Source organism: Chryseobacterium sp. 'Rf worker isolate 10' (assembly GCF_050753305.1).
Lineage (GTDB): Bacteria > Bacteroidota > Bacteroidia > Flavobacteriales > Weeksellaceae > Chryseobacterium.
On record NZ_JBOZOF010000008.1, the window covers coordinates 1 to 20,636 of the forward strand.

At 34.4% G+C, this 20,636-nt stretch carries 19 protein-coding genes; 10 read left to right on the plus strand and 9 right to left on the minus strand.

Annotated elements, in window-relative coordinates:
* The first annotated feature begins 375 nt into the window (after positions 1 to 375).
* The 5 genes from LKL37_RS22405 (at position 376) to LKL37_RS22425 (ending at position 6,811) form a co-directional block, all read left to right on the plus strand.
* Positions 376 to 1,539 carry a T9SS type A sorting domain-containing protein gene (locus LKL37_RS22405; RefSeq protein WP_431612480.1) on the plus strand — a complete coding sequence of 388 codons (1,164 nt, stop codon included), beginning with the start codon at positions 376 to 378 and terminating at the stop codon, positions 1,537 to 1,539.
* A gap of 126 nt (positions 1,540 to 1,665) precedes the next feature.
* Positions 1,666 to 4,317: a 4-alpha-glucanotransferase gene (locus tag LKL37_RS22410; protein ID WP_431612481.1), complete on the plus strand. Its 2,652-nt coding sequence runs from the start codon at positions 1,666 to 1,668 to the stop codon at positions 4,315 to 4,317.
* 139 nt (positions 4,318 to 4,456) lie between these two features.
* Complete coding sequence (locus LKL37_RS22415) at positions 4,457 to 5,518, plus strand: hypothetical protein (RefSeq protein WP_431612482.1); 1,062 nt, start codon at positions 4,457 to 4,459, stop codon at positions 5,516 to 5,518.
* 200 nt (positions 5,519 to 5,718) lie between these two features.
* Positions 5,719 to 6,174: a hypothetical protein gene (locus LKL37_RS22420; RefSeq protein ID WP_431612483.1), complete on the plus strand. Its 456-nt coding sequence runs from the start codon at positions 5,719 to 5,721 to the stop codon at positions 6,172 to 6,174.
* 127 nt (positions 6,175 to 6,301) lie between these two features.
* On the plus strand, positions 6,302 to 6,811 hold the full coding sequence (locus tag LKL37_RS22425) for a ferritin (RefSeq protein ID WP_068938790.1): 510 nt from the start codon (positions 6,302 to 6,304) through the stop codon (positions 6,809 to 6,811).
* Between the two features lie 151 nt (positions 6,812 to 6,962).
* Here LKL37_RS22425 and LKL37_RS22430 read toward each other — a convergent pair whose 3' ends face one another.
* On the minus strand, positions 6,963 to 7,178 hold the full coding sequence (locus LKL37_RS22430) for a hypothetical protein (RefSeq protein WP_431612484.1): 216 nt from the start codon (positions 7,176 to 7,178) through the stop codon (positions 6,963 to 6,965).
* Positions 7,179 to 7,314: 136 nt separating this feature from the next.
* Positions 7,315 to 10,455 carry a UvrD-helicase domain-containing protein gene (locus LKL37_RS22435; protein ID WP_431612485.1) on the minus strand — a complete coding sequence of 1,047 codons (3,141 nt, stop codon included), beginning with the start codon at positions 10,453 to 10,455 and terminating at the stop codon, positions 7,315 to 7,317.
* A gap of 182 nt (positions 10,456 to 10,637) precedes the next feature.
* Here LKL37_RS22435 and LKL37_RS22440 point away from each other — a divergent pair, with 182 nt between their 5' ends.
* The 4 genes from LKL37_RS22440 (at position 10,638) to LKL37_RS22455 (ending at position 13,873) form a co-directional block, all read left to right on the plus strand.
* The gene (locus LKL37_RS22440; RefSeq protein WP_431612486.1) at positions 10,638 to 11,384 is read left to right on the plus strand and encodes a hypothetical protein; all 747 of its coding nucleotides are present in this window, start codon (positions 10,638 to 10,640) and stop codon (positions 11,382 to 11,384) included.
* Positions 11,385 to 12,203, plus strand: a complete 819-nt coding sequence (locus LKL37_RS22445) for a hypothetical protein (RefSeq protein ID WP_431612487.1) — start codon at positions 11,385 to 11,387, stop codon at positions 12,201 to 12,203.
* A 12-nt stretch (positions 12,204 to 12,215) separates the two neighbouring features.
* Complete coding sequence (locus LKL37_RS22450; protein WP_431612488.1) at positions 12,216 to 13,028, plus strand: carboxypeptidase regulatory-like domain-containing protein; 813 nt, start codon at positions 12,216 to 12,218, stop codon at positions 13,026 to 13,028.
* Positions 13,029 to 13,138: 110 nt separating this feature from the next.
* Positions 13,139 to 13,873 carry an SIMPL domain-containing protein gene (locus LKL37_RS22455; RefSeq protein WP_431612489.1) on the plus strand — a complete coding sequence of 245 codons (735 nt, stop codon included), beginning with the start codon at positions 13,139 to 13,141 and terminating at the stop codon, positions 13,871 to 13,873.
* A 262-nt stretch (positions 13,874 to 14,135) separates the two neighbouring features.
* On the opposite strand, the gene LKL37_RS22460 is transcribed toward LKL37_RS22455, so the two are convergent.
* From LKL37_RS22460 to LKL37_RS22485, 6 genes are all read right to left on the minus strand, one after another.
* Positions 14,136 to 14,648, minus strand: a complete 513-nt coding sequence (locus LKL37_RS22460; RefSeq protein WP_431612490.1) for a GNAT family N-acetyltransferase — start codon at positions 14,646 to 14,648, stop codon at positions 14,136 to 14,138.
* A 3-nt stretch (positions 14,649 to 14,651) separates the two neighbouring features.
* On the minus strand, positions 14,652 to 14,873 hold the full coding sequence (locus LKL37_RS22465; RefSeq protein WP_027373948.1) for a PspC family transcriptional regulator: 222 nt from the start codon (positions 14,871 to 14,873) through the stop codon (positions 14,652 to 14,654).
* Positions 14,874 to 14,966: 93 nt separating this feature from the next.
* On the minus strand, positions 14,967 to 15,908 hold the full coding sequence (locus LKL37_RS22470) for a DUF2851 family protein (protein ID WP_431612491.1): 942 nt from the start codon (positions 15,906 to 15,908) through the stop codon (positions 14,967 to 14,969).
* 35 nt (positions 15,909 to 15,943) lie between these two features.
* Positions 15,944 to 16,222, minus strand: a complete 279-nt coding sequence (locus tag LKL37_RS22475) for a DUF2851 family protein (protein ID WP_431612492.1) — start codon at positions 16,220 to 16,222, stop codon at positions 15,944 to 15,946.
* 28 nt (positions 16,223 to 16,250) lie between these two features.
* Positions 16,251 to 17,399: an N-acetyl-alpha-D-glucosaminyl L-malate synthase BshA gene (bshA, locus tag LKL37_RS22480; protein ID WP_193546784.1), complete on the minus strand. Its 1,149-nt coding sequence runs from the start codon at positions 17,397 to 17,399 to the stop codon at positions 16,251 to 16,253.
* Between the two features lie 27 nt (positions 17,400 to 17,426).
* Complete coding sequence (locus LKL37_RS22485; protein WP_431612493.1) at positions 17,427 to 19,130, minus strand: glycoside hydrolase family 3 protein; 1,704 nt, start codon at positions 19,128 to 19,130, stop codon at positions 17,427 to 17,429.
* A gap of 116 nt (positions 19,131 to 19,246) precedes the next feature.
* Between LKL37_RS22485 and LKL37_RS22490 the strand changes: the two genes are divergently transcribed.
* A complete protein-coding gene (locus tag LKL37_RS22490; RefSeq protein WP_431612494.1) occupies positions 19,247 to 19,804 on the plus strand; it encodes a hypothetical protein in 558 nt (185 codons plus the stop codon).
* Between the two features lie 225 nt (positions 19,805 to 20,029).
* Here the strand turns inward: LKL37_RS22490 and ribA are convergent, their stop codons facing one another.
* Positions 20,030 to 20,626, minus strand: coding sequence for a GTP cyclohydrolase II (gene ribA / locus LKL37_RS22495; protein ID WP_105704305.1), 597 nt, complete (start codon positions 20,624 to 20,626; stop codon positions 20,030 to 20,032).
* Positions 20,627 to 20,636 lie beyond the last annotated feature (10 nt).

Consider the following 20,636-nt stretch of genomic DNA (forward strand, 5'->3'; position numbering starts at 1 on the left):
AGTAGGCCGCCGCCAGTTTTTATTTTATTTTTAAAAAATCCTTTATCTGATGATAAAGGATTTTTTTTGTTTTATACTCAACTCAACTCAACTCAACCCAACCGCAACAGATACATGAGTAATGGGCAATGAGCAATCAGTGTAAATGATAAGTTGTCCAAGCTCCCATCTTCAATCTTTACTTTCATTATTATCTATATTCCACTATCTCTCACTCCAATGGAGGCAAAATCAAGAAGAATAAACCGATTATCTACACTGCTATATCATTATCAGTTAATATTTATTCAAATACCAGGGATTTTTTATTTTTTAATTTGAAAATTGTGTAAATTAGTACGATCAAAAATAATTACGAATCTAAAACTATATACTATGAAAAAACATTTATTCCCTCTATTTTTGCTGTTATTTGGTGTGAATGCACAGGCACAACAAGATTTCTTTGCTATTACAGGAAAAGATACTCAAAGTATTACCTTTAGCGATTTTAGAACAATCGATGTTACTAATGGAACTTCTGGAGAAAAAATCTTTACTGCTGATTCTTCAGCAAAAGTATTTTCACAGGCTAGAAAAGGTGTGGTAGCTGAAGATAAGAATTCTTACAACAATTCTCAGGCAATTACTTTGGCAGCTCTTGCCTATGACTCTTCAAATAATAATCTTGTGTATATGCCTATGTTTTCTTCCAATATTTATGTTTTAAATTCTAAAACTAAGGAGATTACATTAGTGGAGAATAATGTAGCAAGAATTTCATCCTGTGACATCAATTCTCATATTACAAGAATGACAACAGGGTATAATGGAAATATTTATGCTGTAAACAATGCCGGAACACAGTTTTTGGAAATCAGTAAAAAAAGTGGCGAGTATACGGTAAATGATTTAGGGATTATTAAAGATGATTCTTCTAATGGAAAAAATTCATTTACAGCAATGGAAACAGGATTTGGTGGAGACATGATTGCTGATGCTGATAATAATTTTTATGTTTTTTCTGCTTCAGGAAACGTTTTCAAAGTTCTGACAAAAGACTTAAAAGCTAAGTTTGTTGGTAAGATAGCAGGAATTCCGGATAACTATTCTGTAAATGGATCAGCTGTAAATACTCAAGGGAAGGTAATCATTGCAAGTGCAAAAGGAGGTGCTTTATATGAGGTAGATCTGAAAACTTTACAGGCTAAGCAGCTTCCGGGAGAACAGGGATTGCATATCTATGACTTGGCAAGTAAATACTTTGTTAATGATAAAGCCTCTACGGCTAATACTCTGGCAGATCTGGATATTTATCCAACAAAAGTGGAAGAGCATTACATCAACGTTCATGTTAATAAAAATGTAAAAGGGAATATCCAGTTGAATATTTTTGATATGTCAGGTAAAAATGTAATGACTCAGAATCTTTCTGTGAAAAATGAATCACTGGATGAAAGAGTATATCTTAAGGGATTAGTGAGTGGTGCTTACATTGTAAATATTACCAATGAATCAGGAAAAGCAATATTCAATAAGAAGATTCTTATAACAAAATAAATAAAGATTATAATACACAATATAGAGACCTTTTCAAATATTTTGAAAAGGTCTTTTAATGATTATTTGATATTCAATAAGTTTTATTTTTCGATATTAAAATGTACTTTTATAAAAAAAATATAGATGAAACTATACTTCAATGTAGGATATATTGTAAACTCCGGAGAGAACTTACAGCTGGTAATTGGCGAAGAAGGGGCTGCAGTACATATCCATACTATGTTTTATGGTGAGAATGGTTTATGGAAATGTGAAGTAGATAACTTTTCAAAATCCATTTCTTATCAATACAGAGTGATAGATGAAAAAGGAAATGTATTAAGAGAAGAATTTGTTCCCCACCACCTTAGTTTTCCTCATAATTATAAGGAGTTTGTCATTTTTGACGAATGGAATAACAAAAATTTTCCCGAAAACTATTTAAACAACAAAATTCTTTACAACAAACTACATGATTTTGTTCCTGAAAAAGCAGCAGTTTTAAAAAAACATACACATTTATTCAGAATAGAAGCTCCTATTTATAATCCGGACTGGAGAGTTGTACTTTTTGGAAATACAGCATCTTTAGGAAGCTGGAGTTATGAAAAAGCGATTCATCTTCATCAGACAGATTTTGGAATGTGGGAAGTTTCTGTTGAAATTCCGGAGAATGAATTTATCCAATTCAAGTATTGTCTTTACGATACCAAACAAAATCGAGTTATTGATGTAGAAACCGGAGAAAATAGATGTACAACATCTAATCAGTTAGCTGATGTTTTACAGGTAGTATCCAATCATTATTTTAGATTTAAAGGATATCAGATGTATCATGATGCCGGTGTTGCAGTTCCGGTATTCTCTTTGAGAAGTGAAGATGGATTCGGGGTAGGAGAATTTGCAGATATTAAAAAACTGGCAGATTGGACGAAAGAAACGAACCTTGGTATTATTCAGATTCTCCCGATCAATGATACAACAGCTAATTATTCCTGGACAGATTCTTATCCTTATGCAGCCGTATCTGTTTATGCGTTGCATCCACAATATATTTCTTTAGAAAAACTTGATTATTCTTTACCGGAAGAGTTAGTTGATGATTATTTAGCTGAAAAAGAAGGGTTAAACACCTTAGATCTGATTGATTATGAAAAAATGATCGAGGGTAAATGGAAATACCTTACTGCAGTTTTCAATGCAGAAAAGGATAAAATTTATAAAGACAAAAACTTCAAAAAATTTATCAAGGATAATGAATATTGGCTTGTCCCATATTCTGCATTCTGTGTATTGAGGGATAAATATAAAACGCCCAATTTCAACGAGTGGAAAACTCACAAAAAGTATATTGCAGGAAAAATATCACAGTTTTTTACAACAAAAAATAAAGATTACGATAGCTCAATGCTTCATGCCTGGGTACAGTATCAATTGCATGTACAGCTGAAAGATGCTGTAGATTATACGCATCACCTAGGAATTTCGTTGAAAGGAGATCTTCCAATTGGTATTTACAGATACTCTGTGGAAGCCTGGACAGAACCTGAATTATTCGGGATGGATTTTCAGGCCGGAGCACCACCTGATCAGTTTACAGAACTAGGGCAGAACTGGGAATTCCCAACTTATAACTGGGAAGCTATGAAAGCCGATGATTACAGATGGTGGAAAAACAGGTTCAAAGCACTGGAACAATATTTTGATGCTATGAGAATAGATCATATTCTAGGTTTTTTCAGAATATGGAGAATGCCTATTTCTGCTGTACAAGGAATTTTAGGGTACTTTTATCCAGCTGTTCCTATTGTTGCAGATGAATTTAAGGCTTGGCAGATTCCGTTTAATTTTGACAGATATTGTAAGCCTTTTATCAACAATCAGATCGTATGGGATTATTTTGGAGAAGATGGAGGTAAAGCTCTTGAATTCATGAATCGCAATGACAACGGAACTTACGCTTTTAAAGAGGAATTTGATACCCAGAGAAAGCTGGTTAATTTCTTTAAGAAAAAATCATATGGCTCCCTTGAAGAAAAGTTGATTTCACTTTGCGCCAATGTTTTGTTCTTACCTGAAGAGCGAAACGGGAAGACGGTTTATCATCCAAGATTCAATGTATACAATACAGAATCTTATAGATACCTTTCGGATGCTGAGCAGAAAGGTATTTACGAGCTGTATCACGATTATTTCTTCAGAAGACAGGATCATTTGTGGCATGAAAAGGCTATGGAAAAACTTCCGGTTATCCTGAATGCAACCAAAATGTTGATTTGCGGAGAAGATTTGGGAATGGTTCCTGCATGTGTACCTGAGGTAATGGACGAATTAGCCATCATTGCATTAAAAGTACAGCGAATGCCTTCTGAAAATATTCCGTTCTATAATCCTAAGAATGCAAGCTATATGAATGTAGTGACAGCTTCTTCCCACGACAGCTCAACATTGAGACAATGGTGGAAAGAAGATGCTGCGCTTACCCAAAAATATTTCAACCAACAGTTGATACAATACGGAAAAGCTCCTGCTGACCTTACTCCTCATCTTGCGGAGATCATTATGAAGCAGCATTTGTATAATGAAGCGATGCTGGCAATTTTCCCTATTCAGGAGTTTCTGGCAACAGATGCGGGGCTTACTAATAAGAAAATGGATAATGAAAGAATTAATAATCCAGCGGTCTTTCCACACTATTGGCGTTACAGAATGCATACTAAGCTGGAAGACCTGAAAATGGAAAAATCTTTCAACGAAAAAATTGCTTTATGGATAAAAGATAGTGGAAGATTGTAAATTTAACACTTGATTATCAATTACTTAATAATATTTTAAAAGAAGTTTGATCTTATGATTTAACTTCTTTTTTTTATTTGTATCAAAAAGATAGAATTAAGATATTCTGCTATATATTAACCAATTAACGACTATAGAGATGAAAAAAATATTATTGGGATTAGCTTTTGGGTTGGGCGTTTTGACGTCGGCTCAGCAGTATCCGAACAATGGTTGGGGTGATGATGGTTATTATCAGAATGATGGAGGCAGTTACAGCGATGAAGATGATAGAAATTACTTCCCTGATGATTATTATTACAATTATCCTCAGGATTATTATCCAAGTGATTATTATCAAAGCTATTATAACGACTACAGAAGCAGTATTATTAATATCGACTGGAACGGATTTTTCGTACAGAACAGATTAAACAGATGGCAGGTAGATCAGATTATGAGATTGAATAATCTGTATGCAAGTTTTACATCATGGAATAATTTCTACAGATATAATCCAGGCAGATGGTACTATGACAGGTTTTATGCAATGCAAAGAATTTTAGGGCCAAGAGTATTTGTTGTTTTCCAAAACAACTATTACAGAGGTTCCAGCCCAATTGTATATTTCCAAAATTACAGAAGAACGTATTATGTACCGAGATATACTGTAATGCCAAGATATAGAAATATCAATATCAATGTTTACAGAGTAGACAGATCAAGATTCCGTAGAATGGATAACCCTACTTTTGATATTGTAAGAAGAGATAACAGAGGTGGTAACAGTTTCCGAAATACAGGAACTACAGAAAGTTCAGGAAACTTCAGAGGCAATAATGGAGGTTTTAGAAACAGCAATGGAACAAATAGTGGAAGCACTTCTAATAATGGAGGATTCCGAGGTAATAATGGAACAAACAGTGGAAACACTACCAACAACAGCGGCTTCAGAAATAGTAATGGAGGAGGCTTCAGAGGAAGTTCTGATAATGGTGGTTTCAGAGGAAATGCAGACAATAACGGAGGCTTCAGAAATAATAATGGCGGAGGTTTCAGAGGAAACAGTGAAGTGAGAAGAGAAGCTCCAAAAAGAGAAGATAACGGTGGTTTTAGAAACAGTAATGGAGGCGGCTTCAGACAAAGATCTGAAAGTTCTGGCTCAAGACACGAAAGCCGTGGTAATGGAGGTGGATTTAGAGGCAGTTTAGCAAGGAATTAATTTTCATATATTATATTTAAGTGGTGTGAAGGGCAGGTTTTTATAATCTGCCCTTTTTTTTGTGTTTAATTGATTTGTTTTTATTGAAATTTAACATTATTTATGAATTTGCTAATTTAACTTGTGTTTTAATTCATAATCAAAAAGATATAACAACAAGAAAACAATTAGAAAATAACAATTAATTAAATTTTAAAAAGATGAAAAAATTAGTTTTAGCAATAGCATTGATCGGAATGGGAAGTTTTGCAATGGCACAACAAACCAATACAGCTACTCCACAGGACAGACAGGCTAGAGCCGTTGAAATGAAGCAGAGAATGGAGCAGAAACAACAGGATCGTCTTGCGGAAATGCAAAAAGATCTTAATCTTAACCAGTCTCAGGTAGCTCAAATAAAAGCTCTTCAAGACCAAAGGAAAGGTGAAATGAAAGCAAATTTCGAAAAAAATAAAGTAGACAGACAAGCTAAGATGCAGGAAATGCAGGCTAAAAGAGCACAAATGGATGCCGACATGAAAAAAATTCTAAACCCCGAACAATATGATAAATGGCAGGCTGACAGAAAAGCAAAAGGAGAGAAAATGAAGATGGCTATGAAAGAAAGAAGAATGATGAAAAAGCCGATGAATACAGGAACTTCTGATGTAAAATAACAGCTTGTAATTTTAGTTTTTTAATGTGTAAAGGATGGATGTTTTTCCATCCTTTATGTATTAATTTTCTTTAAAACTTTTGATTTCGGGCTTTTATTCCCTATTTTTGACTATAAATTTAATACTTATGGTTAGCGAAAAAATTGCAAAATTAATTAACGAACAAATTGCCCACGAACAATACGCCGCTCAATATTATCTTTCAATGTCTGCATGGTTTTCCGGAAAAGATCTTGATGGAATTGCCAACTATTTCAGAGTACAGAGCAAAGAAGAATTGATGCACGCTGACAAAATGTTCGATTATCTGAACGATGTAGGAGGGGAAATTATCATTGGAGAAATCCCAAAACCTCCACATGAGTTCGAAAATGCAACAGATATTTTTGAAAAAGCATTGGCACATGAGAAAATCGTAACTAAAAGTATTTTCAATATTGTAAAGAATGCTAACGAAGAGGGAGATTTTGCAACAACATCATTCCTGCAATGGTTTATCAATGAGCAGGTAGAAGAAGAAGCCAGCGCTTCTCAGTATGTAACGAAAATCAAAATGGTATGCGATAACCCATCAGCATTATACCTTTTTGACCAGGAATTATCACAGAGAGTATTTACTCCAGATCCAACCGCTTAAGATTGAAACTTTTCAAAATATAAAACCGCTTTCCAATGGAACAGCGGTTTTTATTTTTTCTTCATATTCAATAGAAATGGGCTTTAGCCATTTTTAATAAGGTCATAAAATCCATATGGCTTTAGCCAAAACTTATAACTTTTAATAAGGATCATTTTTTCCTCTGTATTTTAACGGCAACAATAAAAACAAATGCTCCCAGTACAAAACTTAGCAGTAACGATTTTAGAATATTCCCGACAGGCATATAGCGGTGTCCATCCTCTGTAACAGGTGGATCTATGATATCAATAATATTATAAGTGATCACTGTAGAGATCAACATGATGATCAGGCTTATTATAAAGGAAATTAAATATATTCTCATGGTTGGTTGTAATCAAAATAAATGATACATCATATTCTATTCATACTTAATAAAAATAACAAAACCATTTCTATTTTGAATAACTTTTATAAGAATTATTATATTAGCCTTTTTAGTAAACTCGTTTATGAAAAATTTATAAATAGATAATCTGAGTTTTGAGTACCTTTTTCCCCAGGCGTTCAAGAATATTTTTATAGCCTTCTACCTGCGCTTCATCCTTGGTTTTTTGTTCACCGGTTTTAAAATCAACAATCATATAGCCTTCATCACCTTTTAAAATACGGTCTGGTCTGAATATATGACTTTCTCCATTTTCAGAGATCATAATATCTTTTTCATTAATTACTTCCCATTTTTCATCAAAAAATTCCGAATAGGTTCGGACGATTTCCTGCAGAGTGAGCTGAATTTCATTTTTTTCCTCCAAAGTAATTTGACCTTCCAATGCATAACCTTCCAACACCTTGCTGATATCCTTTTCTGTATTGATCTTTGATAAAAGCTCGTGTACAAAAAGCCCGATCCTTACCTTTTCATTTCTTACCTGGTAATTTTTAGACGGAGTTGCAATCTTGATAGAAGTACTTTTTTCGTTGACATTCTTCAGATCCTGAATATTCTTGGTTTTAAAAGATGAACTTTTATCTTTCGAATATTTCTTCAGCATTTCAGGATTTACTTCATATACATCAAATTCATCAGCCTGTTCCGGATTCTTGGTTTGAAGGAATTCCAGAAGCTCAAGATTATTAGAAGTCTTATTCGCTTTTTGAAGATAGAAAAACAACTGTTCAACAGGCCGCGTTGTAGCTACATATTGCAGACAAAGCCTGTCGATCATATTTTTATAAGAGTTTTTAGTGTTGAAAAACAGAATTTCTTCATCATAAGCTTCCAGGTTTTTGCTAAACTGGTTGATGTTGACTGACTTCAAAGCTTCATTCTCATTCGTATCAAACCAGTTGGTAAATTCGCTGTCTCTGTTTTTATTGATCATAGGTATAAAAACAATCGGGAATTCCAGTCCTTTAGACTTATGGATGGTCATGATCTGAATGGCATCAATATTTTCCGAAGCCTGAATGGTGTACGAAGAAGCCTCTTCATCCCAATATTTCAAAAATTCTTTTGTGCTGGCACCTGCATTCTGTGTAAAGTTGAAAAGCATTTCCAGAAAGTTCAGTAAAAAGTCAGTTTCTTTATTTTCGACAGAAAATTCGTTGATGTAATATTCAATGAAATTATACAGATTGAATCTCGGGAAATTGTCCTGCTTAAGCTGAAGTGAATATTTCTCCTTAAGAAACTGAAGTATTTCTTCATGGCCTTCAATATCCAGAATCTCTTTCATGTTTAAAGTGAAATCCGGCATTTGAATTTTCCCCAATGTATTCAGGTGATACATCATCATGATCAGACAATGTTTATTCTTGGGATTAATTTCCCAGCGAAGGAATTCAATAACAGCTTTTAACGTATTGGAAAGTTCCAGCGTAAGACCCTTATCGGAAATTGTTTTAATATTGGTTTCCTCACCACGATAATTGACTTTTAATCCTCCCAGTTTTTGGGAATAACTGAAAATATCAAAATTACCACGGCAAAGAATAGTGATATCAGAAAACTTAAAACCATTATCCAGACATTCCTGGATATCTTTTCGCATTCTTTCTGAAGTATCCTGATAAAACTCTTCATTCGTGAGATTTTCGATCAGATTCACCTTTACACGTCCATCCATTTTGGATTTTGGACTTTGCTCAGCGTCTGCTCCAAAAATATTTTTATGTTCTTCCAAAAGCCCTTCAGAGTGAAAACGGTACAATTCGTTGTTGAACTGTACAATGTTTCTTGCACTTCTCCAGTTGTCTTTTAATACCAAAAGATCTGCTTCCTTTGGTGAAAATTCTTTTTTGTTGATAATGTCGAGCATCAGTTTACTCTCTCCACCACGGAATCTGTAAATACTCTGCTTGGGATCACCCACCAATGTAAATGAAGTATATTCTGTAGAAACACTATGATCTCTCAGTGGAACAAAATTCTGCCACTGCAGTTCTGAGGTATCCTGAAACTCATCAAAGAAATAGTGCTGAAACTGCGATCCTACCTTTTCATAAATAAAAGCAGAAGGTTCATTCTTAAGATTTTCATTGATCAGAATATTAAATTTAGAAAGAAGGACAAGATCATTTTCTTCCTCAATTTTTTGAAGTTCATCCTGAATATCCTTATTTACCTTTAAAGGAAGAAGGGCAGACAAAACTTTCTCTTTCTTTTGGGTCTCAATGAACAGAAGAATAAGTTTCATTCTGTTATCAAGAAGCTGATCTAAAATTTCAAAGATTTCAGATTCTTTATGCTTTGATTTCGAAGACGCCCCTTTTCTATAATTGTTGATAACAGATTCTTCCTGAGTCGTAGGAAAAGGAAATCCGGCTCTTTTCTGTTGATAAAAATCTATGACCTTAGTAAAGAAACCTCCAATTCCGTTTTTACCCTGTGCAAAATCTTCAATATCAATGTTTCTTGATTTGAATAGTTCAATAGAACTGACAGCCAGCTCAGCAGATTGTTTTTTATTATGAACAATCTCTTTACGAAGTGTATTTTTTATATTTTCATAATTGGCATCATCAAAACTTTTATTGCTTTTCAGATGCTCATAATGAATATCCTTCACAAATTCTTTGGCAGAATCATAAAGGTTTTTATTAAGATTGATTCTTTCATTATTTTCGAGACTGTAGTCTACATAATCCATGAAAGAATTAGAGATCGTTTCATTCTCACCAATCTGATCCAGCATTTTATCAACCGCTTCTATCAGAAATGGTTCAGCTTCAATTTCAAGATTAAAATTTTTCGCCAGTCCCAATTCATAGGAAAAGCTTCTTACCAGTCTTGAATTGAAACGGTCAATGGTTCCGATATTCAGTGTGGAATAATTGTGGAGAACGTAATCCAATAGCTTTTTAGAACGGTGATGAAGCTCATCAATAGTGATTTTTAATCCCTGCTCTTCAAATGCTTTCTGGATATTTTTCAGATCTGTATTCTCTGCATATTCTTTCGCTGAGAAATTTCCCAGCCATGATAAAATTCTTTCCTTCATCTCGTTCGCTGCCTTGTTGGTGAAAGTCAGAGCGAGAATATTCCTGATCGACTGCTGTTGATTAGGATAGCGGAGACAGATCATCAAAAGCCTTTGTACCAGGGCGTAAGTTTTCCCGGATCCGGCTGAAGCATTGATGACTGTGTAAGAATTTTGCATTGTTGAAAGAGAATTGAGACTGCAAGTTAGCTAAAATTTAAAAGAAATTTTAACAATTTAATCAACCGATTTAACAGTTTAGAAGGCAAAAATTAAAAAGAAATATTAAAACGCGTTAACTGTGGTTAAACTTATCGTATAAATTAAAAATAATTTTAGCTTTGCTTTATAAAAAATAGCCCGTGAAACTTAAACTATTCTTTTTCTTATCCTTTATTATTTTTATCCATACCCATGCCCAAAGTTATATATTTGGTAGAATTACCTCTGAAAACGGCGCTGAAATGCAAGATGTAAATGTAATCAACATACGAACTGATGAAATAGTGGTTTCAAACAGGGATGGACACTTTATGATTTCCGGAAAACAGGGAGATGAATTGAGGTTTGTAAAAGCAGGATATGAGCGACTGATAAAAAAGGTTTCCCAGGAAAATACACAATCCCCGATGAATATAAGTCTTGTACGCCAGACTATTCTGATTCCTGAAGTTGAAGTGAAACAAGGGCTTACCGGAAACCTGAAAATAGATTCAAAACTTTATAATAGACCTAAAAAGGTAGAAAAATTGATCAAAGAGATAGACCAATATATTGCTCAGAAATCAGATCCAAGAATATTAGCGGCAAAACCGGGAGAATTTGTGCAGCCAAAAGGGCAGGGGTTCTCTATAGGAAAAGTGAAAGACAAATGGGATGATGTTGATTTGATGAAATATATCAGAGCCAGTCTTGGAGATGACTATTTTACCAATCTTAAGATAGAAAAAGTACTGATAGATCATTTTATTTATTATGTTTTTGCAGGTGGTTTCGAAAGAAAAAAAATCCTTAAATATGGATTCTGCAGCGATGCAGACCTGAACCGATTTCAAAGTTTTGTCCTGACAAGAATTTCATCTTATCGTGCACCACAAACTCAAAGATAGATGGAAATAAAGTATATCAGCAAAAGTTTATTTATTGTACTTTTTTGTCTTGCATCAGGAATGTGGGCACAGCAAAAAATATCTGGAAAGGTGATAACGGCCAGTGAACTGGATTTAACTCCCACACTTGTTGTTAATATTTCAAATGGCAAAAGTCTCTTAAGTGATATGTCCGGGAAATTTGAGATCGAAGCAAAAGAAAATGATGAGATCAGATTTGTAAAAGAAGGATATTACCGTGTTGATAAAAAAATTACCGGAGAAGATTTTAATTCTCCGTTGAATATTATTCTGAAAAGGATGGAGATCCAGATTCCGGAGGTAAAAATAAAATATAAACCTACAGGAAATCTTGCAAAAGATAATCAGCATCTGAATGAATCCAGAAAACTTCAATCATTAAAATCTGATCTGGAGGATTATATGAAAAGTCCGCTTTATCGGCCTTTGCCAAATAATAGTATATCAAAAACTTTTACAGGGCATGATTTTAATGCAGGACAGGTAAATGTACTTGGCGTGTTAAGTGCTGTAGCTGGGCTGGTAAAAAAAGCAACAAAGCCTAAAATTACTAAAGCCAATTACAATGAAACCCAGGATTTTCTTATGAGAGTAAGAAATCAAATCAATCTGGGTTTCCTGAAAAAATATGGGATGGATGAAGAGCAGATTGATAGTTTTCTTCTCTATGCAGAAAAAACACGTTCACTGGCAAAAAGATTTAGGAAAGATTTTCAGATAAGTGATATAGAATATGAACTTAAAATAGCATTTGCAGAATACAGTAAAACGAATAAACTAGAAGGAACTAAAGAATAACTTTTATAAAAATTGAATTATTTCATTAAAAATATTAAAGCATTGGGGCAGAGAAAAATTTTTCTTTTTCTTATGCTGCTGTGCAGTAGTTTTATCTTTTCTCAGCAGACTGTGACAGGACGAATAGTAGATGAAGCCGGTGGAGATTTAAGTAAAGTAATCGTTATCAATATGTCTACCGACAAAAAAGTATATTCTGATGTACAGGGAATATTTTCAATAGATGCCAATCCTAATGATGAACTGAGATTTGTGAAAGAAGATTTCAACAGGACATCCAGAAGAGTTCTTACCAATGGTATCAATTCACCGTTGTTTATTACTCTTTATCAGATTCCGAAAGATGTAGGTGAAGTAAAGATTATAAAAAAGCTCACGGGAGATCTGGAAACAGATTCACGGATTGTTGCCAAAGTAGATAAAGGGGAGCAGGTAAGAGATGCTGTAGGACTTCCTCAGCCTGTCGGAAAGATGAGAGAAAAGCCGGCAGAAGTGAAAAGCGTTCTTTTGCCGATACTTTTAGGAAACCTGAATGTTCAGGGGGTATATGATCTGATCAGTGGGAAAGCAAGAAGACAGAAAAGACAATATAAATATGATGATCTCCAGGAGCACATTGCATGGGTTCGGGAGAGAATAGATGATGAATATTTTGTGAAGGCGGGAATTCCGGAAGACAGGATTTCAGAATTTATTCAGTTTTCATTTTTAGCAAAACCTCAGGTACGAACGTACGTAAAAGCAAGAAATCTTTCCGGCGTCCTATTGAGGTTAGAAGAAACTGTCCCTCTTTTTATAGAAAGGCTGAAACAGAATCAAAAATAGGTTTATCTGCTTTAAGATTTTCCATTCTTAAAATGTTAAAGAAACCTTAAAATAATGGAATAGAAATTGATATAATCTTTATTGTAACAACAATTCAATTCACAAATTTTATGAATAAAAACATTTTTGCAGTAGCAATTGCTGCGCTAGGTTTCGTTATTGGGCTTGGGTTTTTAGGAAATGCCATTAAAAACAGAAACAAATCTGAAAATACAATTTCTGTGACAGGGCTTGGTATAAAACAGTTTACTTCAGACCTGATCACCTGGTCCGGAAGTTTCTCCAAAAACAATGCAGACCTGAAATCTGCTTATGATGAGCTGGCAACAGACAGAAAAGTAATCAACGACTATCTGCTTTCAAAAGGAATACAGCAAAAGGAGATTGTATTTTCTTCTGTAGACATTCAGAAACAGTTCAGAAGCTATAATGATTCTAATGGGAATTATGTACAGGGAGAATTTTCAGGTTATAATCTTACTCAGAAAGTTTCTATTGAAAGTAAAGAAGTAGGGAAAATAGAAAATCTGTCCAGAAATATTACAGAAATAATCAATCGGGGAATTGAATTCACTTCTTCCTCACCAGCCTATTTTTATACTAAATTGGCCACAGTAAAGCAGGAAATGATTGCCAGTGCCACAAAAGATGCTAAAGAACGTGCTGAAAAAATTGCGGAAAACTCGGGAAGCAGTCTGGGAAATCTAAAGAAAGCAACCATGGGAGTTATTCAGATTACAGCACCCAATTCTAATGAAGACTATTCATATGGAGGAACTTTCAATACCTCTTCCAAAGAAAAAGAAGCCAGTATCACAATCAAACTGGAATATGAAGTGAATTAACAGAAAAGTTGTCTACTAAACTTTATAAAACCACAAAAGTCACAAAAGCATTTATTTTAAAACACTCTTGCTTAGTTAAGTAAGTTTAAAATGATATCCCATAAAAGCTCACATAAGATGAAAATCAAAGATTTTTACAAAACTTAGGTGCACTCATTATGCATAAAGCTTTGCTCTAAAAAACTTAAGTATTTAAAACTTCTGTGCCTTTTGTGGTAAAAAAATAAAAAAACGCCGGAAAACAATTCCGGCGTTTTATATTTTAAGCGTAAACAGTATTACAAATTTCGTTTTTAAGCTCTTCCAGATTCTCTGGAGTATAATTAGCAAGCAGCCACAAATTCAAAGATTTTTTTCCTTCTCCATAACTTGGCTGTACATGAGTAGTATCAATCAGGCTAAAATTATTTCTCTGATAAAAAGTATAGCGCCTTGAAGCATCTTCACTCAGCTCCGCTGGTTCAATTTCCAAGATAATATTCGGATAACTTTCTGATAAATGATTCATAATATGAGAACCCAGTTTTTTACTTCTGAATGCTTCAAACACTTCAAAATGTTCAACAAAAACAAAAGAGCTGAGCTCCCAAAGAATGAGATAGCCAATAGCTTCAGATTCATGAATGGCAGACATGAACCTTACATGTGGATTTGAAAATAAACCCTCAAACTGTTTTTTATCTCTTTGTTCGTCTACAGGAAAAGTAGTGGTGTAAGAAGTATAGATTTCCTGAACTCTATGATCTTCAGCTGAAGTAATCGGTAAAAATTCCATAGTTTATAAATCAAAGACGCTAGGTCTTCTGGTGATGAAAATATCTTTAATCCAAAGTGTAAATGCCAGTCCCAGATAGATCAGGAAGAAAAAACCGGCTGTGGCAAAAGTAGAGTAGATGAAGAAGATTCTCAGCTTAGATACGGGAATCCCCAGCTTGGCACCCATTCTTGTCAGTACACCAAACCACTCTCTCTCCATTTTATGACGGATATTACTCAGCATTTCCAGATTGTTATTTAAAAGTTTAAATCCAATACTGCAAGTTAAGGAATTTTTTTGATACAGGTTTTTCTCGTAGGTCTCTATTATCTACGTCTATTCTTTTAAAAGTTTAAATCCAATGCCGCATGCCAGGCAGTTTTTTGTTTCACAATTGGTTTTATGATGATAGATCATACTTTGGCTTTCTAATGCATTAGCAACTTCCTGTCCCAGTTTTTTCCAGCCTGTAATGATGGTATTTTTCTCAGCAGAAATAGATTTGTACAGTTCAATAATTTCATCTGTAATTTCTTCGTGGTGATATCTGTGATAAGCATATTTTAAAGGAAGCACTGTGTTTAAAATAAGTAGATCAATAAATTCTTTGCTCAATGTTTTAGGGTGTACTTTGGAAATATTTCCAAAATTAAAATGAGAATTCCAATATTCAGAGGCTTTTATAGAACCGAAGATATTGTACAACTGATCAGCAGTTTTGGCTTCCATGATTTTTGAGAATAAATTCTGATGTTTGTAAAGATCTGCCAATTGAGAAAGGCGGATTGTTGGAAAATTGGGAGGTCTTAAACGTAAAAATTTGGGATGAAAAGTAAGATCTGGAATAGAAAACTTGGCTTTAATGAATTCAAATTCTCTTTTCCAAATCTTCATTTGATCGTCCTGTGGCTCATTAAGCCAGCCTGAAATCCCAAACAATAAAGCTTCATGCTGAATAGGATTCTGACGGATTTTATTAATGATGCTATAATCTATACTTTCAGCAATCTGCCGGAAAATATGAGCATTGACTTTTAAACCAAATGAATAAGCAAAGCTGTGAAATAAAACAGCTTCAAAATTATTTTTATAATGAATTAAACTCTGCTCAAGTTCTGAAGATTTCTCATCCAGCTTTTTCAGAATATTTTCTTCATGAAAATTGACAGGGATTTTTTCTGTATCGAATATGTTTTCACAGGCGATAAATTCTTCTTCGTCAACAAATTTTTCATATTTCCGGAAGATATTTTCATCAATATAATCCTTCAGCTCCAAAGTTGGAACATTTTTTCCGGTGAGCTCATGAATATCTATATCGTGAAGAAAACTACATGGAGAATGATATTCTGATAATTGGGGTCCTGGGAATGATTATGGAAAATCCAGTCTGAAGAACGTACATGCAGCTCGATATTTCCTGCGAGAAGTAAGCTGTTTACTTTGATTTTAGCATCCAGAAAATCAGGTCCGGCATTTTTATTCCATTTTCCAAAATGGATGATTTCAACGGAATTCCCTTCAATATCCTTGAAGTCAAAATGTTTGAAAATCTTATAGTTCCAAAGATATTGAAGTAGTTTTTCCGTCATAAGTATGACGATAAATATAATAGAAATATTATACTTTCGTCAGCTCCTTATTAAAATTTTCTATGGTTGTTCTATACATTTTCTCATAGATAGGAAGAATATTTTTCAAATCGAATTTTATAGCCTGATCTTTCGCATTTTGTTTCATTTTGGCTAAAAGTTCGTCATTGCTCAACAACTTGATAGTATAGTTACTCATGGCTTCCACATTCCCGATTTCAGCAAGGTATCCTGTCTCACCCTGAATATTCACTTCAGGAATTCCTCCTGCATTGGAACTGATGACCGGAGTATAAGCCGCCATCGCTTCCAAAGCCGCCAGACCGAAGCTTTCCTGCTCCGAAGGAAGAAGAAATACATCGGAAAGCTGTAAGATTTTATACAAATCATTCACCTTTCCTAAAAGACGGATTTTGGAAATAAGCTCCGGGTTTTCTTCCAAAAACTGATTGACTTTTTCCATATCCGGACCTTCACCAATGATGATCAGCTTGGATTTTACTTTTTTCTCCACATTTTTGAAGATCTGAAGTACTTCATCCACACGTTTTACAGGACGCAGGTTGGATACGTGAATCAGAATTTTTTCATCAGGATTGGCAAACTGTGTTCTCTGGCACTCAGAGCAGTCGTCAAATTCAGAATTATCAATAAAATTGGTAATTACCTGAATTTCTTTTTTGATGTTAAAGAACTGAAGGGTATCTTTTTTCAGACTTTCAGAAACTGAAGTAATCGCATCTGATTGATTGATGGAAAATTCTACTGCATGTTTATAACTTGGGTGCTGGCCTACAAGGGTAATATCTGTGCCGTGTAATGTAGTCACCAAAGGAATATCATTATTATCCTCCCGAAGCATTTGCTTTGCCGTAAAGGCTGCATATGCGTAAGGAATGGCATAATGTGCATGAAGCAGATCCAGTTTATAAAGATTGACAACTCTGTAGATCATCGAACTCAATGCAATATCATAAGGCTGATACTGGAAAAGAGGATAGGTCTGAACATTTACCCTGTGGAAGAAAATATTCGGGTTGGTGATGTCTAATCTTGCAGGAAGTGCAGAACTGATGAAATGTACTTCATATCCTTTATTCGCAAGAGACATTCCCAATTCTGTTGCTACAATTCCGCTTCCTCCGTATGTTGGATAGCAAAGTATGCCTATTTTCATTAGATTATTGTTGTTTTTGATGTTGTATTATTTGGTAGTAGCTGAGGTAGTTGCATTAAGCTCTATACCCATTCCTGGTTTCAACTGATCATTAACCAGTACAGGAAGTTTACCCCATATTTTTGTTTTTCCGTTAAAAGCATCTGCAGCAGCATTCATTGAATCATCATTGTTTTCGTAAGAAACAAGAACTGTTGAAACTTTTGAAATATCAATATCTTTTAATGCATAAGCACTTCCGAATACATTCAGTATTACATTTTGATTTTTGGTAAGATCAGAAAGCACTTTCTTTGATTCTGCTGAAATTTTATAAGGTTTATAAGCGGTTGAATTATCTTTATGGAAACCTACGATTACCGTTGATCCGGCAGGTATCGTATTAATCTCGCCAGCCTTTTTAATGATTACATTATTTCCCAATCTGTTGGCAAAAGTCTGATAAGGTGCTTCTTCCAGAGGAACATAATAAGTTTGTTTTCCTGTAAGAGGAAGTAATTTCTTTTCGTCTTTTAATAAAGTCAATGCGTTAGAATAAAGATTCTGTACCAAAGTAGTATGAGAATTATTATTCAGGTCAGCATTGATATTTTCCGGATTTTTTGGAGTGTATTGAGTCAGTCCAAGGAAATATTTGGTCAAGAGAATTTTTTTCACACTTTCCTCTACTCTGGATTGCGGGATTTCTCCTTTATCAATAGCTTTCTGAATCAGTTTTTTACCTTCAGAAACGCCTTGGGAGAAAAGCATAATATCATTTCCTGCTTTAAATGCCATAGCATCCAGTTCACCTGGTTTGTACTTATTTGCTACAGCGCCCATGTTTAAGGCATCGGTAATGATTAAACCTTTATAACCTAGTTTATCTTTCAATAATCCTGTAATGATGTTTTTAGAAACAGAGGCTGGAATTCCTTTTCCTGATTCTAAGCTTGGAACATATAAATGAGCAACCATTACACCACCAATTCCTTTATTCATCAAAGCTTTGAATGGTGCCAGTTCTATTGTATTAAGCCTGTCCATCGAGTGAGAAACCACTGGAAGATCAAGGTGTGAGTCTGTGCTGGTATCTCCGTGTCCCGGAAAATGTTTGATAGCTGCTAATATATTGTTATCCTGAAGACCATTAGAATAGGATAGGGCAGAGCTGATTACATTATTTACCTCAGAACCAAAACTTCTGTTCCCAATGATAGGATTATCAGGGTTGGTATTTACATCTACTACAGGAGCAAAGTCCCAGTTGATTCCCATTCTGTGACAGTCATCGGCAATTTTTGCCGCCAGCTGATACACAAGATTTTTATCCTGAATAGCACCCAATGTCATTGCCCATGGAAATTTGTGAGCCGTTGCAATTCTCTGGTATAGTCCCCATTCTGCATCCATCCCGATCATTAAAGGTATTTTAGATTTTTGCTGAAATTCATTCACCAGATTGATTTCCCTTGCTGCGTCATCCTGCATTAGAATCAGACCGCCTATTTTATCTGTTGTAACAATATTTCTTACCTGGCTGATATAGTCTTCTCCTTTATTGGTATAAAGCGCAATAATAAAAAGCTGTCCTAATTTTTCATCCTGAGAAAGGTTTTTGTATGTTTTATCCACCCATTGCTGAGCCTTTTTCAAATCTTCCTTAGAAGCATTTTTAGGCTGATACTGGGCATTCACCTTAGGACTTATCAATGCGACAATAAAGAGTGAAGTATATAATAATTTCTTCATGACTTTTTGAATAAGAACAAAAATACGATTAAAAAAATGAGGAAAACAAAGTTTTTGAGATTTTTGGTATATGATTTGAATACGCAATATAAATAATAACTAAACTTTAATAAGAAATGAAAAAAATACTTCTCTTTTTATTCCTGGGCGCTGTAGGTTTTACTGCTTATAGCTGTGATAACAAGGATGATGTTGTTGTACAGGGAAAGGATTATGATACGATAAGCCAGGCTTTTGATTTAACAAATGTTAGTTTTACAAGAATTAATGATAATCTTTACAGATGGAGTGATGATTTTAAAAGCCCATTAGTACAAGCCGATATGGTTCTTATTTATATGCAGATTGGAAATGATGCGGGTTCACCTATTTGGAAACTTCTACCGTACACTTACTACGTAGGTAATGCCAATAAAGATGCTGTAGATTATATTTATGAATTCAGCAAGTTTGGCGCTACGATTAATATTAACTCTACTTCTACATTCAGCTTAACAGCTAATCCATCTTACTATCAGAATAAAAACTTCAGAGTTCTTATTCTTCCTGCAAATTCAACAGGGACTGGTGGTGCAAAAGTAGCTGCTAAAGGTACTGGTACTGTAGATTACAATGATTACAAGAGTGTAATTAAGTATTACAATATTGATGAGTCTAAAATTAAGACTAAATAATTTAGAATATCTTTTCAGTTTTTTATAATTAAAAAAGTCCCGGGAGAACATCTTCCGGGGCTTTTGATTTATATCTGAAAAATATATTCTAACAGAATAATGATTCAGGGATAGATAGTAGTATTAAATTAATATAAACCCCATAACCTTGAATCTCGAATCAGTTTTATATCAGTTGTCTTAAAAATAAAAGCTTCAGAAACTATTCTGAAGCTTTTGTTTTATTTAGTTATCATTGTCATCAAGAAGATGTCCAAAGAAGTCTTTTTTTGTTTGCAGATATCCTTTGCTTATTTCGTTCGCAGGAATCTGTAGCGGTACTCTAGAATTAAGGTGAATATTGCTGTCTACAACATATTTTACCTTTTCAGGATTATTCGTCAGAAGGTTGATATCTTTTACATCCAACAGATTAAGGATTTCAATGGCTACGCCAAAGTTTCTGTCATCTGCAGGAAGTCCCAGTTCAAGATTGGCCTGTACGGTGTCCAAACCTTTTTCCTGTAGGGAGTATGCCTTCAGCTTGTTGATGATCCCGATGTTTCTTCCTTCTTGGCGAAGGTAGATGATAATTCCACCGTTTTCATGGATATATTTCATTGCAGCATCTAATTGCTGGCCGCATTCACATTTTTTTGAATGGAAAACTTCTCCGGTAATACATTCTGAATGGAAACGAACATTCACTGGTTTTGAGAAATCTGTATTTTCTGCAACAATAGCCATATGCGGCATCCAGTCGTTGACGTTTTCGGAGAAAGCTATCATTCGGAAAGTACCGTGCTCTGTAGGAACATTGGCTTCCGCCTGAATTTTAATCATTGATAGTTCA

What these genes read in the sequence shown, in the direction of transcription:
- LKL37_RS22405 (WP_431612480.1), top strand. Translation starts at nt 376, where the DNA reads ATGAAAAAACATTTATTCCCTCTATTTTTGCTGTTATTTGGTGTGAAT.
- LKL37_RS22410 (WP_431612481.1), top strand. Translation starts at nt 1,666, where the DNA reads ATGAAACTATACTTCAATGTAGGATATATTGTAAACTCCGGAGAGAAC.
- LKL37_RS22415 (WP_431612482.1), top strand. Translation starts at nt 4,457, where the DNA reads ATGAAAAAAATATTATTGGGATTAGCTTTTGGGTTGGGCGTTTTGACG.
- LKL37_RS22420 (WP_431612483.1), top strand. Translation starts at nt 5,719, where the DNA reads ATGAAAAAATTAGTTTTAGCAATAGCATTGATCGGAATGGGAAGTTTT.
- LKL37_RS22425 (WP_068938790.1), top strand. Translation starts at nt 6,302, where the DNA reads ATGGTTAGCGAAAAAATTGCAAAATTAATTAACGAACAAATTGCCCAC.
- LKL37_RS22430 (WP_431612484.1), bottom strand. Translation starts at nt 7,178, where the DNA reads ATGAGAATATATTTAATTTCCTTTATAATAAGCCTGATCATCATGTTG.
- LKL37_RS22435 (WP_431612485.1), bottom strand. Translation starts at nt 10,455, where the DNA reads ATGCAAAATTCTTACACAGTCATCAATGCTTCAGCCGGATCCGGGAAA.
- LKL37_RS22445 (WP_431612487.1), top strand. Translation starts at nt 11,385, where the DNA reads ATGGAAATAAAGTATATCAGCAAAAGTTTATTTATTGTACTTTTTTGT.
- LKL37_RS22455 (WP_431612489.1), top strand. Translation starts at nt 13,139, where the DNA reads ATGAATAAAAACATTTTTGCAGTAGCAATTGCTGCGCTAGGTTTCGTT.
- LKL37_RS22460 (WP_431612490.1), bottom strand. Translation starts at nt 14,648, where the DNA reads ATGGAATTTTTACCGATTACTTCAGCTGAAGATCATAGAGTTCAGGAA.
- LKL37_RS22465 (WP_027373948.1), bottom strand. Translation starts at nt 14,873, where the DNA reads ATGCTGAGTAATATCCGTCATAAAATGGAGAGAGAGTGGTTTGGTGTA.
- LKL37_RS22475 (WP_431612492.1), bottom strand. Translation starts at nt 16,222, where the DNA reads ATGACGGAAAAACTACTTCAATATCTTTGGAACTATAAGATTTTCAAA.
- bshA (WP_193546784.1), bottom strand. Translation starts at nt 17,399, where the DNA reads ATGAAAATAGGCATACTTTGCTATCCAACATACGGAGGAAGCGGAATT.
- LKL37_RS22485 (WP_431612493.1), bottom strand. Translation starts at nt 19,130, where the DNA reads ATGAAGAAATTATTATATACTTCACTCTTTATTGTCGCATTGATAAGT.
- LKL37_RS22490 (WP_431612494.1), top strand. Translation starts at nt 19,247, where the DNA reads ATGAAAAAAATACTTCTCTTTTTATTCCTGGGCGCTGTAGGTTTTACT.
- ribA (WP_105704305.1), bottom strand. Translation starts at nt 20,626, where the DNA reads ATGATTAAAATTCAGGCGGAAGCCAATGTTCCTACAGAGCACGGTACT.